At 43.8% G+C, this 14,312-nt stretch carries 11 protein-coding genes; 4 read left to right on the plus strand and 7 right to left on the minus strand.

What is annotated here, in order from left to right; translation table 11 throughout:
* The 6 genes from Q0O89_RS03835 to ung all read right to left on the minus strand — a co-directional run.
* Positions 1-5,710 (minus strand): ESPR-type extended signal peptide-containing protein (locus Q0O89_RS03835; protein ID WP_293730394.1); only part of this gene is annotated, 5,710 nt, incomplete at its 3' end.
* Between the two features lie 888 nt (positions 5,711-6,598).
* On the minus strand, positions 6,599-7,027 hold the full coding sequence (locus tag Q0O89_RS03840; RefSeq protein WP_293730395.1) for a hypothetical protein: 429 nt from the start codon (positions 7,025-7,027) through the stop codon (positions 6,599-6,601).
* A complete protein-coding gene (locus Q0O89_RS03845) occupies positions 7,027-7,539 on the minus strand; it encodes a hypothetical protein (RefSeq protein ID WP_293730397.1) in 513 nt (170 codons plus the stop codon). The genes Q0O89_RS03840 and Q0O89_RS03845 overlap by 1 nt, the downstream gene beginning before the upstream one ends.
* Positions 7,540-8,153: 614 nt before the next feature.
* The gene (locus Q0O89_RS03850; RefSeq protein WP_293730398.1) at positions 8,154-8,756 is read right to left on the minus strand and encodes a 6-phosphofructokinase; all 603 of its coding nucleotides are present in this window, start codon (positions 8,754-8,756) and stop codon (positions 8,154-8,156) included.
* A 50-nt stretch (positions 8,757-8,806) separates the two neighbouring features.
* On the minus strand, positions 8,807-9,574 hold the full coding sequence (gene yaaA, locus Q0O89_RS03855; protein ID WP_293730399.1) for a peroxide stress protein YaaA: 768 nt from the start codon (positions 9,572-9,574) through the stop codon (positions 8,807-8,809).
* Between the two features lie 5 nt (positions 9,575-9,579).
* Positions 9,580-10,248 carry a uracil-DNA glycosylase gene (gene ung / locus Q0O89_RS03860; protein WP_273393907.1) on the minus strand — a complete coding sequence of 223 codons (669 nt, stop codon included), beginning with the start codon at positions 10,246-10,248 and terminating at the stop codon, positions 9,580-9,582.
* 271 nt (positions 10,249-10,519) lie between these two features.
* Between ung and grcA the strand changes: the two genes are divergently transcribed.
* The 3 genes from grcA (at position 10,520) to Q0O89_RS03875 (ending at position 11,626) form a co-directional block, all read left to right on the plus strand.
* Complete coding sequence (grcA, locus tag Q0O89_RS03865) at positions 10,520-10,903, plus strand: autonomous glycyl radical cofactor GrcA (RefSeq protein ID WP_273316676.1); 384 nt, start codon at positions 10,520-10,522, stop codon at positions 10,901-10,903.
* A 138-nt stretch (positions 10,904-11,041) separates the two neighbouring features.
* A complete protein-coding gene (locus Q0O89_RS03870; RefSeq protein ID WP_293730400.1) occupies positions 11,042-11,320 on the plus strand; it encodes a type II toxin-antitoxin system RelE/ParE family toxin in 279 nt (92 codons plus the stop codon).
* A 9-nt stretch (positions 11,321-11,329) separates the two neighbouring features.
* On the plus strand, positions 11,330-11,626 hold the full coding sequence (locus Q0O89_RS03875; RefSeq protein WP_293730401.1) for a HigA family addiction module antitoxin: 297 nt from the start codon (positions 11,330-11,332) through the stop codon (positions 11,624-11,626).
* Between the two features lie 394 nt (positions 11,627-12,020).
* On the opposite strand, the gene Q0O89_RS03880 is transcribed toward Q0O89_RS03875, so the two are convergent.
* The gene (locus tag Q0O89_RS03880; RefSeq protein ID WP_293730402.1) at positions 12,021-12,329 is read right to left on the minus strand and encodes a hypothetical protein; all 309 of its coding nucleotides are present in this window, start codon (positions 12,327-12,329) and stop codon (positions 12,021-12,023) included.
* A gap of 187 nt (positions 12,330-12,516) precedes the next feature.
* On the opposite strand from Q0O89_RS03880, the gene lepA reads away from it, so the two are divergent.
* Positions 12,517-14,310 carry a translation elongation factor 4 gene (lepA, locus tag Q0O89_RS03885; RefSeq protein ID WP_135710763.1) on the plus strand — a complete coding sequence of 598 codons (1,794 nt, stop codon included), beginning with the start codon at positions 12,517-12,519 and terminating at the stop codon, positions 14,308-14,310.
* Positions 14,311-14,312 lie beyond the last annotated feature (2 nt).

Consider the following 14,312-nt stretch of genomic DNA (forward strand, 5'->3'; position numbering starts at 1 on the left):
CTGAGCTATCTGCACTTGAAGCTGAAGATGCTGCTGAAGACGCTGAGCTATCTGCGCTTGAAGCAGATGATGCTGCTGAAGACGCTGAGCTATCCGCACTTGACGCTGAAGATGCTGCTGAGCTTGCTGAGCTGTCTGCACTTGAAGCAGAAGATGCCGCTGAAGACGCTGAGCTGTTCGCACTTGAAGCAGAAGATGCTGCTGAAGACGCTGAGCTGTCTGCACTTGAAGCAGAAGATGCTGCTGAAGACGCTGAGCTGTCTGCGCTTGAAGCAGATGACGCTGCTGAAGACGCTGAGCTATCCGCACTTGACGCTGAAGACGCTGCTGAAGACGCTGAGCTATCTGCACTTGAAGCTGATGAAGCTGCTGAAGACGCTGAGCTGTCTGCACTTGAAGCTGAAGAAGCTGCTGATGAAGCTGAGCTATCTGCACTTGAAGCAGAAGATGCTGCTGAGCTTGCAGAACTATCTGCACTTGAAGCAGAAGAAGCTGCTGAGCTTGCAGAGCTATTTGCGCTTGAAGCAGATGACGCTGCTGAGCTTGCAGAGCTGTTTGCACTTGAAGCTGATGACGCTGCACTTGAAGCTGAGCTGTTCGCGCTTGAAGCAGATGACGCTGCTGAAGACGCTGAGCTGTTTGCGCTTGACGCTGAAGATGCTGCTGAGCTTGCTGAGCTGTTTGCGCTTGAAGCAGATGACGCTGCACTTGAAGCTGAGCTATTTGCGCTTGACGCTGAAGACGCTGCTGAAGACGCTGAGCTGTTCGCGCTTGAGGCTGATGAAGCCGCTGAGCTTGCTGAGCTGTTTGCGCTTGAAGCAGATGACGCTGCACTTGAAGCTGAGCTATTCGCGCTTGAAGCAGAAGATGCTGCTGAAGACGCTGAGCTGTTTGCGCTTGACGCTGATGATGCCGCTGAGCTTGCAGAGCTGTTCGCGCTTGAAGCAGAAGACGCTGCTGAAGACGCTGAGCTATTTGCACTTGACGCTGAAGACGCCGCAGAGCTTGCTGAGCTATTTGCGCTTGAAGCAGATGACGCCGCTGAAGACGCTGAGCTATTTGCGCTTGAAGCTGATGAAGCCGCCGAGCTTGCTGAGCTATTTGCGCTTGAAGCAGAAGACGCTGCTGAAGACGCTGAGCTGTTTGCGCTTGACGCTGATGACGCTGCTGAAGACGCTGAGCTATTTGCGCTTGAAGCAGAAGATGCCGCTGAGCTTGCAGAGCTATTCGCGCTTGACGCTGAAGACGCTGCAGAGCTTGCAGAGCTGTTCGCGCTTGAAGCAGAGCTTCTCGCTACTTCTGCTGATGAAGCGGCAGCTGAGGCGGCAGTGCTGATTTTCTCCATATTTTCCGTTACGCTAGACGCCGCTGCGGATGCGGATGAGATAGCATTTTTCGCTGTGCTTGATAAGCCATAGGTCACTGTGCCGTTGCCGTCTGTGGTTACGGTTAAGTCAGAGGTTGCAGCAAAAGCGATAGTGTCATTGTTTGCCAATGACCAAGTTTTTGCATCACCTGAGGTATTCGCATTTTCAGTCTGATTATTTGCGATCTTAAACTTAAAGTTTGTGCTGCTGTTAGCTTTGCTTGCAATGGCTTCATCAACGGTATTTTTGCCTGTGCCGCCGATATCGGTCATCTTCAACGAGCCGTTTGCCTGAACAGCCGCGTTTCCGCCTAAAATGCCTTTAACACTGCTTGCAACATTACCTAAAACCATATTGGTTGCGTGTAACTGCGAACCATTGATCGCTTCCGTTGAATCCGCTGCAATTGTACCTGCGGCAACGTTGATGATTTTACGTTGTCCGCCCGTCGCGTTACTACCGACGCTCACAAAGCTGCCTGCACCTGATACATTACCGGAGAAATTGCCATAGGTAATACCGTTAACAGTGGCTTGTGTGATACTGGTTGCAATCGTGCTGTGTGAGCCATCTTCGCCTGAGTTTGCGCCTAAGATCACAGCACCGTCTTTGCCTGAGCTTAAACGAATATTCGCCCCTAAGGTTGTGGCGTTGTTAGAAAGTGCGGTCGTATTTGAGCCGATTACGGTGGTTGAAGCGGCGTTGGTGGTTACGCCACGGCTTTCTAAGCCTGCGCTTGAGCCTTTACCGATTACTACGCTATTGCTTGATACGCCGTCAATAAAGGCATCTTGACCGAGTACGACGCCACTTGTTGCATTTGCAAAAACACGTGCGTTAGTCCCCATAGCAATAGAATTATCTGCACGTGCGAATGCGCCGTTACCCATTGCGATACTGCTTGTACCGTTTGCGGCAGCGTTGTTACCGATTGAGATTGTTGTTGCGGCGTTCGTGGTTGAATTGTTACCTAAGGCAATGCTGTTGGTGCCGGTTGCATTGGCGTCTTTACCTAAAGCGGTCGCATTTACGCCGTTGGTTTTGGCTTCAACCCCTAATGCTAACGATTTTGTGCCGTTTGCTTTTGCGCTGTCGCCAATCGCTATTGCGTGCAAACCGTCAATCACTTGCGAAGAAACACCAAGGGCAATAGCACCATTTGTGCTTGCATTTGCGCCACGACCAATCGCCACAGAGCCTACGCCTGAAGAACGGGTGTTCGCACCATAAGCGACTGCGCCTTCAAGGGTTGATGAAGCGTTATAACCGACTGTCGTGGTGTTTGGTTGAGACGATGAACCGGAAACCGCTTTTGCACCGATGGCAATCGCATTTGTGCCTGCTGCGCCGCTACCGTTTTCGTTCTCTAAACCTGCAGCCGAATTTACGCCGTAATATTTGGTTCTATTGTTCGTGTTGTTAATTGCTTGGCTAAGGTTAAACGCCACTGAGAACAATTGCGAGCCGTTGATCGCTTCCGTTGAAGTTTGACTGATTTCGCCTGCTGCTACGTTGACGATTTTACGCTGACCGCCGGTTGAGCTGTTACCTACGCTGACGTAACTGCCGTTTCCGCCATCAGTTAAACCTGAGAAACCGTTATAAGTAATGCCATTAACAGTTGCAGTTGTTGTGTTAGTCACATTACGATCTGCTTTTGAGCCGGCACCTAAAACAACACTGTTGGCTTTCAATGCTGTTGCACCGCTACCGATTGCAATTGCGTTAGTTGAAGATGCGTTTGCACCGCCACCAATCGCAATACTATTTGTATTCGCTGTGGTGTTGTTACCTACTGAAACGCCATTTGCGCCGTTTACAAATGCGCCATTACCCACCGCAACAGCGTTGTTTGCTGATGTAATAGCGGAATCTTTACCAAGCGCAACAGAATTGTTTGAATTTACGTCCGCACTTGCGTTATAACCAATCGCAATACTATCCGCCCCTTTGGCATAGTCGTTGTTTAGGTTTTTATTTGATGCGATTAAGGCTTGTTCTTCTGCCGTTAATAAGTTTGTAATCGCCGCGTCGGTAGAAAGTGCGGTCTGAATTCGGTTTAAATAGGTTTGTAATTGCTCATCAGTAATCGTGCCGCTTAAGCGTGCAATGTCCGCTTTTAAGGTGTTTAATGCGATGGCTTTGTCGGTGTTATCTGTACCTAAGCGTGTTGAAACCTCGTTTAAGGCGTTTGTGAGCGATTGCAATTCACTGTTGTCAAAGGTTTCACCGGCTTTTTTACGTAAGTCGATGGTTAATTGTTGTGAAAGTGCGTCGATATAGGTTGAGTAGTCCGCTTGACGTTTAACCACAGCTGCCATTTTGGCGGCGTCGCCGTTGGCATTTGTGGTATCAATAGACATAAAGCGGATACCTAAGCTGCTTGAGCCTAATGCTTTGTCTAATTTATCTTCAAGGGTTTTCACTTGCGCCACGTTGACGGCGTCAGTCGCCGCCGCACCGGAAGCAACGTTAACGATACGACGTTCAAGCCCTTTGGAACCTACAGAGATTACGCCCACTTTGGCTGAGGTTGGGATTGAGTAAGCACCTTTGGCTGTCCAACCCGCTTGACTAAGCTGTTCATCTGTGTAGTCCGTTTTTGAGCCCACCCCTAATGCCACTGAGTTGGCAAGAGTTGCGATGGCGTTGTTACCAATCGCCATGCTGCTGATGTTGGCCGATTTTGAGCCTACACCGAGAGAAAGAGCGTTTTGTCCCATAGCTTTCGCTGCAGTACCGATTGCCATTGCCCCTTCTTGGTTAGCATAGGTGTATGAACCGATAGCAAATGCGTTGTTGGCAAGTGAGAACGAACCACGACCGATCGCAATGGAGTTGTTTTGACGAGCAACAGAGTTTGAACCTAATACGATGGTGTTTTTACCGCCATCTGAGGTGGTGATATTGGCAACATCGTTGAAGGTTTGTTTTTCGCTAACAAGCGTATTAGCGTTGCTAACAATGCTTTCTAAGGTAGTTAGGTTGGTTTCTGTGCCTAATAAACCGTCTAAGCCAAAAATATTTTGACCATCGATTGTGCCGCGAGTATTCATTCTAGCGTTGGCATACACGTTTGAACCGATTGCAATGGCATTTTCCCCGGCTGAATAGGCTTTATAACCGTAACCCATACCGCCATTTTTTAGGATTTGGATATTGTTACCCACACCTACGGAGTTATCAGCGAAGACATTGGTATATGAACCGATCGCCGCCGAGCCCACGCCTTCCGCACGTGAGTATGTCCCTAATGAGGTCGCTCGTTCTTTAAGCGCAAAGGATAAAGTACCTACTGCAGTTGCCCCTTTAGCGGCTGCAAGTGTACGCGAACCGATAGCAATTGCACCGATACCGTTTGCAAGGGTTGGTGAGTAGATAACACTATCACTTTTCGCATCGGTTGTGGTGTTGTAACCATATTTGTCGTTAATCCGAGCTCCGTTTTGAATCTGACCAATTTTGAGTGTTGCGCCCGGCAACTGCGTGTCATATAACTCTTTAAAATAATTTCGATAATCGTAGGTACTAATAGGGTCTCTAAAACCTCCGGATGCTGCCACGTCATCAGAACCGATAGCAATAGAAGAATAGCCCATTGCATAGGTATCTGAACCCACCGCCGTCGCTTGTCCGGCAGCCACTGAGCGTGAGCCCACCGCTGTACCCTGAGAAGCATTATCTATTACGAGAGCATCTACACCAATTGCCGTCCCTTTAGCCGAGTTAGCCGCAACACGTGCATTCGTACCGATAGCTGTTGCTTGTCCGGAACCTGTACCAATGACAGAGTTATAACCGACTGCGACAGATTGAGCTGAGTTTGTTGAAATATTGGCACTTCTGCCGATTACTGTCGTCAATCCAGATAATGTCACAGCATTACGACCAACAACGGTTGAATCATCAGCACCCGAGCCAATCGTTGAGTTATAACCAATTAACACATTACCTGCGGTACCGCTTGATGTTGTGTTAATACCAATAACAACGTTTTCACCACCTATGTTATTAATACCTGCACTGGTATTTTGGTAAACCGTTAAAATGGTAGAGTTTTTGTTACGGCTATTGCTAATCGTATCGCCTCTACTTGGCGCGATATAACCCGTATTTTCGTCCATCGCTAAACGAGCCGCTTCAGCATCATTAGGCGCAACCGCCCCTAATAAACCTAATGACGCAACCCCTACCGCACCTAATGTGCTTAATGATGAACCTGAAGAAATATCAGTGCGTTCATCGGTTTGTGAAGCAGCCTTGCCGCTTGCTTTTGCTAACTCTGATACAACGACTAATTTACCCGTTGTTTTATTAAATATGACTTTGAATATTTTATTCATTCGTCGATTACCCTATGTTGTTGAATACCGCGCGGTATTTTTTACAAAGCAAATTTACCCACCGCAGGGCAAATGCCTTGCAGCAACCGTTTTAATGATGGAAAGAGTGATATGAATCGTTATCTCTTATTCAAAAGTTACAACTAAAACTCAATAACACGTTGAATTAAAAAGAATTTTTTCGCCATGGGGGGGGGTAGCACACTACCCTCCCAATCGTCAAGATTTTATTTCCGTTTTAGGTTAATTCCCTTTTAAAATACCTAATAAAGGTAAATTATAAGGATTTGCGAAGCGTATATTACTTATTTATATTTTGCATGCAATCATCTTTACATATCTTTACATTTCTTCAACATTTGATAAATCAGGGCGAAAATATTTTGCCCCGACATGTTGTTTTTTCATCTATCCTACGTCGTTTTGCGTTCTCGGACAGGGATAAACCCTGTCCCTACGACATATGGCGATGACACCGATAACATCTGTGACGTAATCGGTTAGATATGAACTGTAGGGACGCCACGCTTGGCGTCCATAAACATAAATTACACTTCGCCTTTGTAATGGACGCCAAGCGTGGCGTCCCTACAATACCGTTATTTATTTGAGGTTGTCATCAGTCTGAAATCCCACGTATGATGTGGGATTTTTATTTGGGGCGAAAAATATTTCGCCCCGACATGTTGTTTTTTCATCTATCCTACGTCGTTTGGGGTTCTCGGACAGGGATAAACCCTGTCCCTACGGGTGGGTGTGGAATGGTTGTAGGGGCTAATCACATTAGCCCCAAATTATTGGAAATATCACTAGATTTTTCTTTACTTACCGCGGGCTAACGCCCACGGTTACCGGATGGCAAGAACGTGGTTTTAATTACGCGTAACTTTAAGTTGTTCTATTCTTTATAGGATTGTTTTCCATCGGTTTCGGGAAAGGGATATGTTTCGGAGAATACGCCAAAATGTAAATATCATTTTCGGTTAATTTCTGATAATGAAGTACGGCTGATGAAGTTAATCCATTGATATTCCAAGCAAGATTTATTGTATAACAATTGGGTTCATCTGTTTGATATGGTCCGGAATGATAATGCCAACACTGACCTTTTTTATACCATTCTGAACCCGCAATTTCTTGCTGATGATTATCTTGCCAAGATGTTTTATTTTTTCCTTTTAATGGCAATCCTTGTTCGACACTTTCGACAAATTCAAGCAGCATATCAATTTGGAATTCGTTAAAATAGGGTAAATCTTGAAAATATTCTTCATTTAAGAATCCATTTTCAAACTCCGGTGAAAATAATACATTCATTAAACTCTCCGTTTTGATAACAATAAAGCACGTTTTTCTTCACGAGAAAGTGTTCCGTCAAATTTTAAATTGACTGTTTGAGTTTCAGTATACAAGCGGTCATTTAAGACTTCTTCAGCACGTTTTTGATATTCGCAGGCTTTAAATAAATGCGTGATTTTATCTAGCGTGTCTTTAAATTGATTTAGCACGGTTTCCAGTTCGCTTCCTTTTTGGGCATAACGCTGGCAGTAAAATAGTAATCCTGCGGCTTCTTTAAACATATTCAACCATTCAATCTCTGTTGATTGTTTGAAAATTAAATGCTGTTTAGAAGCAATTTGATAAAGCGCAAACAACACCCGCTCTGCCATAAAGACACGGTTTGTTAGTTCAGTTATATCAACGCCTGTTACTAATTCTTCATAATGAAGAATATGACTAATATATTGATGCTGTTTTGGTAAATCTATTGGTTGAGCAATCATAACCGCTGAAGCTACCGCAGCACTCACTAAATTTAATGAAGACATCGCTTGCTCCTTGAGATGTAAGTGATGAAATGTGAGTTATCTTCGCATATTCAGCCCCAAAAGAAAACCGCTCTGTATAATTATTGACAAACGCATCTATTTTTTTATAAGGGCGAAAATATTTCGCCCGTACATGTTGTTTTTCCACCCACCCTACGCCGTTTTTGCGTTCTCGGACAGGGATAAACCCTGTCCCTACGATGTATGGCGATGACGCCGATAACATCTGTGACGTTATCGATTAGGGGCGAAATATCTTTCGCCCCCAATCAATCACAGGAACATCAGGGCAAAAAATATTTTGCCCCTACATATTGTTCGCGATAAATCAAGGCCGAAAAATATTTCGCCCTAAATCATGCCGTAGGGACACACTGCGTGTGTCCGAAAAATATTAAAAAAATCAAAAGGGTGTGAAAATATTGGTAACGGACACACGCAGTGTGTCCCTACAAGAGTGACCAAGATTTTTCCAATGATTTCAATGGATTAACCGTAGGGGCGAAATATCTTTCGCCCCAAAAACATTCGTGATAAATCAGGGCGAAAAATATTTTGCCCCTACATGTTGTTCACGATAAATCAAGGCCGAAAAATATTTCGCCCAAAAATCATTAGGAATTCGTTGATATCGCACAATGCCATTGCCATGGTAAATTTTCTAGGCGGGTGCGTTCTTTATCTACGACATATTTTTTGAGGTAGCCGATGAGTTTGACTTTGCTCATGTTCATGAGTTTCTGGGTTTTCGGAACTTTGACGATGTATTGGTATTGAACAAAACCGCAATTTTCAACCTGTTCACCGCGCGCTACGTTGACTTGCCAATTGGATTGGGTGGGGGTGGGTGAATAGATGACGAAGCTGTATAGGGCGTTGTTTTTTTGTTGTAGGTCGAAATGTTTTACCCCAGTGTTACGGTAGATTTTTTCGCGCAATGCTTGGCGTTCGGTGAGTGTGCGTTGTTCTTGGTTGCGGTCGTGGAGTAATTCGATTTCGCTGTTCCAATTTTCTAGGCTGTCTTTGTCTTCGAGATAGACAAATCGGGCGATGGTGCCGAGATCGCTGTCTGCTTTGCGTTGGTAATTTTTGCCGTTATGTTGGAGCGTTTGTGGCGCGTTGAGTTGGGTATGTTGTTCTGTTGGTGTGTTGTTCGGTGCATTGGTGATGGTGCAGCCGGTTAAAAGTGAGGTCATGAATAAGGTTGTTTTTTTCATTTTCAGTTCTCTATATTTGAGGGCGAAAAATATTTCGCCCGTACAGTTTGTTAATCTCGTTTAAATACCCATTCCGTTTCGGTGGATTTGATGTCATCAAATTCATATCCCTCTAAGTCAAACGCCTTGAGTTGTTCCGGGTGCGTGAGGCGGTTTTGGATAAGGTAGCGACACATTAAACCTCGTGCTTTTTTGGCGTAGATGCTGATGACTTTGTATTTGCCGTTTTTGTTGTCAAGGAAAATCGGTTTGATAATTCGTGCTTTGAGTTGTTGGGCGTTGACGGCTTTGTAATATTCATCAGAGGCGAGGTTGATTAAAACATTGTCGCCTTGATTATCAATGGCTTGTTGTAGGGATTGGGTGATGATATTGCCCCAATAGGCGTAGAGATCCTTGCCGTTGGGGTTGGCTAGTTTGGTTCCCATTTCTAAGCGGTAAGGTTGCATGAGGTCGAGGGGTTTGAGTAATCCATATAAGCCTGACAACATGGCAAGATGTGTTTGGGCAAATTGAATGTCTTCAGCGGTTAGGCTGTAAGCGTCTAAGCCGGCGTACACTTCGCCTTTGAAGGCGTAAATGGCGGCGCGAGCGTTTTGTTCGTTGTGGGCTTTTTGCCATTGGGCATAACGCGCGACATTTAATCCTGCGAGTTTGTCGCTAATTGACATTAAGGATGCCAATTCATTGGGGCTAAATTGGCGGCAGATTTGAATGAGCTGTTCGCTGTAATCCGTTAAGTGCGGTTGTGTGTATGCCAGTTTTGGGATGTCGCTGTCATAATCTAAGGTTTTGGCTGGGGAGATAATAGCTAACATGACGATTAAATGTCCTTAAGTTGCCAGTTAATTGGTGTTAACCGGTGAGATTGTAAATAGTCGTTGGCTTGTTTGAAATGCCCACAGCCTAAAAATCCGCGGTGGGCCGATAAAGGCGAGGGGTGAACGCTGGTCAGTACACAATGACGAGTGCGGTCGATAAACTGCCCTTTTTTTTGTGCGTGGCTACCCCATAGCAAAAAGACGAGGTTGTCGCGATGTTCATTTAGGGCGGCAATAACACGGTCGGTAAAGGTTTCCCAGCCCCAGTTGGCGTGGGAATGGGCTTGCCCTTGTTCAACGGTGAGTACGGTATTGAGTAGGAATACGCCTTGTTCCGCCCAAGGTAAAAGATAGCCGTGGTTGGGGATGTGGAAATCGGGGTATTCGTTTTGTAGCTCTTTGTACATATTGACTAGCGATGGCGGTATTTTTACCGTTGGTTTTACGGAAAAAGCGAGACCGTGCGCTTGGTTGGGCCCGTGGTAAGGATCTTGCCCGAGAATCACCACTTTCACTTGTTCAAATTCCGTGAGTTTAAAGGCGTTGAAGACTTCCTCTTGCGGTGGGTAAATGGTGCGTCCGCTTTGGCGCGCTTGTTTCACTTGCGCTAAAATTTGCTGAAAATAAGGCTGTGTTTTTTCTGCGCCAATCACGTCTTTCCAAGTTTTCATCGGGGTTTCCTTTGCGTTTTTTCGCTTGATTATAAAGAAGTGCGGTGAATTTCGGTAGTTTTTTTATTAAAACAGATCTTGATAGCCACATAAAAAATAGGTATTCTTCACCTATTGAATTTGATTTGGATCAATTTGACTATAAAATGTACCGGTATTTGGAATTGATTGAAATCAAAAACTAGTTGATCTATTCAAATTTTTTGATAAAATTTGCAATAACTTTTGAAAATTAAATTTAAATTCCCAACAGCCAAATGGAGGCAAACAAATGATTAAAGGTATCCAAATTACTCAAGCTGCAAATGATAGCTTATTAAACTCTTTCTGGTTATTAGACGCAGAAAAAGGTGAAGCACGTTGTTTAGCTGCGAAAAAAGATTTCGCAGAAGACCAAGTTGTTGCAGTAAGCGAATTAGGTCAATTCGAATATCGTGAGTTACCAATTGATGTTAAACCAACTGTTAAAGTTGAAGGTGGTCAACACTTAAACGTTAACGTTTTACGCCGTGAAACGTTAGAAGATGCGGTTAACAACCCAGACAAATACCCACAATTAACAATCCGTGTTTCTGGTTATGCAGTACGTTTCAACTCATTAACACCGGAACAACAACGTGACGTTATTACTCGTACTTTCACTGAATCTCTATAATTCTGAAAGTTTACTGAATTGACGATACCCCGAGGCGAGCCTTGGGGTATTTTTTTGGAATTATTTTATAATTCGCATTGAAAATTGTAGTGCGATACACTACAATTTGTATAAATTTATGTTCTATAGCGTTGCCTTATGATACTTTCATTTAAACATAAAGGACTTGAAAAATTTTACAAAACAGGTTCAACTGCTGGCATTATTATTGCGCATTCAGCAAAATTAAAACGTATTTTGGCACGTTTAAATAGTAGTAAAACTATTCAAGATATGAATGTCCCTGGCTGGAATTTGCACCCTTTAACTGGAAATTTATCTAATCATTGGAGTGTAAAAGTTAACGGTAATTGGCGTATTACCTTTATATTGGAAAATGGACACGCTGAAATTGTTGATTATCAAGATTACCATTAGGAGTAAAATATGCAGATGTATAACCCACCTCATCCGGCGGAAATTATTCGGGAAGATATATTGCCTGAACTTGGTTTAACCGTAACTGAAGCTGCCAAACAGCTTGGCATAAATAGGGTTACTCTTTCTCGTCTGCTGAATGGTAAATCTGCGATTACCGCAGAAATGGCTTTACGTTTACACGCTTGGTTAGGTGAAAACAGCCCAAGCCCCGAAAGCTGGTTACACCAACAGGCAGACTATGATTTGTGGTTAGTATCTCAAAAAGCCGTTTTTTCAGTTATTCCTGCACCAACTTTTGCTTAGTTTTTCCTTTTCTATTTTTTGGGGCGAAAGATATTTCGCCCTTGATTTATCACGATTGTTTTGGGGCGAAAGATATTTCGCCCCTACGGTTAATCCATTGAAATCATTGAAAAAAACCTTGGTCACTCTTGTAGAGACACACTGCGTGTGTCCGTTACCAATATTTTCACACCCTTTTGACTTTATTAATATTTTTCGGACACACGCAGTGTGTCCCTACGGTTCATGTCTAATATCGATTACGTCATAGGTGTTGTCGGTGTCATCGCAATACGTCGTAGGGACAGGGTTTATCCCTGTCCGAGAACGCAAAAACGGCGTAGGATGGATAAAAAAACAACATGGTAGGGGCGAAATATTTTTCGCCCTTGATTTATCACGATTGTTTTGCATTTTAAGCGACTTTCTTGGCTTGGATTTTTCGTACCGCCTCACGAATTTGCTCATCCGCAATACGTCTTTTTTCACCCTCTACAAAGCGGCTTAGGATTTGCTTTATCAAGGGTTGATAGCCTAAACCGTGGATTAATGCAATATTTTTTAAATCTTCAATAAGTGATTTTTGTAGACGAATTGAAATGGGTTGTAAACCTAATGCTGCATTAAGTTCATCTTCTTTTTCTGCATTCAGTTCTACTACACCAATATAACGTTCATCGCAGCCGAGTTCACCGTTATCCCATTTTTCATTTAAATCTGGCATTGTGTATCCTTCTTTTACTTGTATTTGTTGTAAATGAGAGAATAATCATAATAGAAATTTGTTCAATTTGTATATACAAATACGTCAAAAAATACTCTTCCCCTAGAAGTTCTCACGCCTTTCAGGTACAATTCTTTGATTAAACTTTTTACAATCCATTTCTTATTATTTTGATTTTAACTTTATGATGAAAAACATTCGTAACTTTTCCATTATTGCTCATATTGACCATGGTAAATCTACCCTTTCAGATCGTTTAATTCAAACTTGTGGCGGTTTGTCTGATCGTGAAATGGAAGCGCAGGTTTTGGATTCGATGGATCTTGAACGTGAGCGTGGTATTACTATTAAAGCACAAAGTGTGACCTTAAATTATAAGGCGAAAGATGGGGAAACCTATCAGTTGAACTTTATCGATACGCCGGGGCATGTGGACTTTTCTTATGAAGTGTCTCGTTCGTTGGCGGCTTGTGAAGGGGCATTGTTGGTCGTGGACGCCGGGCAAGGTGTAGAAGCACAGACGCTGGCTAACTGCTATACCGCGATTGAAATGGATTTGGAAGTGGTGCCAATTTTGAACAAAATCGACTTGCCTGCGGCAGATCCTGAGCGCGTCGCGGAAGAAATTGAAGATATTGTGGGAATTGATGCCATTGATGCCGTGCGTTGTTCGGCGAAAACAGGTGTGGGAATTGAAGATGTGCTGGAAGAAATTGTGCATAAAATTCCTGCGCCACAAGGCGATCCTGATGCGCCGTTACAAGCATTGATTATCGATTCTTGGTTTGATAACTACTTGGGCGTGGTGTCCCTTGTTCGTGTGAAAAATGGTGTGATTAAGAAAGGCGATAAAATTAAGGTGATGTCAACAGGGCAAGCCTATAATGTGGATCGTCTTGGTATTTTTACGCCGAAGCAAGTGGATACTACGGAGCTGAAAACAGGCGAAGTGGGCTGGGTAGTTTGCGCCATTAAAGATATTTTAGGCGCGCCTGTGGGCGATACCTTGACCCATCAGCACAATAGCGCGACGGAAGTTTTACCGGGCTTTAAGAAAGTTAAACCGCAAGTTTATGCCGGTTTATTCCCTGTGAGTTCCGATGATTATGATGCGTTCCGTGATGCCTTGGGTAAATTGAGTTTAAATGATGCCTCGTTGTTCTATGAACCTGAGACATCTAGTGCCTTGGGCTTTGGTTTCCGTTGTGGCTTCCTTGGTTTGTTGCACATGGAAATTATTCAGGAGCGTTTAGAGCGTGAATATGATTTAGATTTGATTACTACTGCACCAACGGTAGTGTATGAAGTTGAACTCACGAACGGTGAGATTGTCTATGTGGATAGTCCGTCTAAATTGCCGCCGTTGAATAATATTCAAGAAATTCGTGAGCCGATTGCGGAATGTAATATGTTGGTGCCACAGGAATATTTGGGGAATGTCATTACCCTTTGTGTGGAGAAACGTGGTGTACAAACCAATATGGTGTATCACGGTAACCAAATTGCTCTCACCTATGAAATTCCAATGGGTGAAGTGGTGTTGGATTTCTTTGACCGATTAAAATCGACTTCACGCGGTTATGCTTCTTTGGATTATGGTTTTAAACGTTTCCAAGCGGCGAATATGGTGCGTGTGGATATTATGATTAATGGTGATCGTGTTGATGCCTTGGCGTTGATCGTGCATCGTGATAATTCGGCATATCGCGGACGTGAACTCGTGGAAAAAATGAAAGAGTTAATTCCACGTCAGCAATTTGATATTGCAATTCAAGCGGCTATCGGTAACCAAGTCATTGCGCGTTCAACAGTGAAGCAATTGCGTAAAAACGTGTTAGCGAAATGTTATGGTGGTGACGTGAGCCGTAAGAAAAAACTGTTGCAGAAACAGAAAGAAGGTAAAAAACGCATGAAGCAATTGGGTAACGTTGAAGTGCCGCAAGAAGCGTTTTTAGCCATTTTACACGTAGGTAAAGATTAATT

The organism is uncultured Actinobacillus sp. (assembly GCF_945915845.1).
In the GTDB taxonomy this organism is placed as follows: domain Bacteria; phylum Pseudomonadota; class Gammaproteobacteria; order Enterobacterales; family Pasteurellaceae; genus Exercitatus.